Origin of the sequence: Prevotella rectalis, from assembly GCF_900607215.1 — a bacterium.
In the GTDB taxonomy this organism is placed as follows: domain Bacteria; phylum Bacteroidota; class Bacteroidia; order Bacteroidales; family Bacteroidaceae; genus Prevotella; species Prevotella brunnea.
Map to the genome: position 1 here is coordinate 417,996 of NZ_LR027820.1, position 484 is coordinate 418,479.

Consider the following 484-nt stretch of genomic DNA (forward strand, 5'->3'; position numbering starts at 1 on the left):
GCCGTGGCGATGGAGGAAACAAAGACGACATATGAAAGGAGAATATATCAATTCAAGAACTGGAAAGAAAAGAATAAAATAACAGTGGAAGTACAGAGAAAGGAAAGATGAATTACACACTTTTAAGGACACTACCATCTGCTCCGACAAGTCGCATCCAATTGTTGCAATCCCACCCCGCCACGGGGACAAATGTATTCATTTTATTATAGAGACCTTTGCGTGAGATTGCAAACAAAACGGATGTGAAACCGATGGTATAAACCGCTCGTTTCCACACTTTCGACATCCATCTAAAAAACTTATTGATTTACAGCGACTTACAAAGCCATTTTAAAATGTCTTATACGGATTTAGCTTGTCACAATTCTGACTATAAAAAAAGTAAGAAATTATGACAAAACGTAAAACCCCGCGCGAATTTTCGTATTCGTTCAAGCTGCAAGTGTTAATTGATTATTATTCTAGCGGTTCTTCTCAAGCG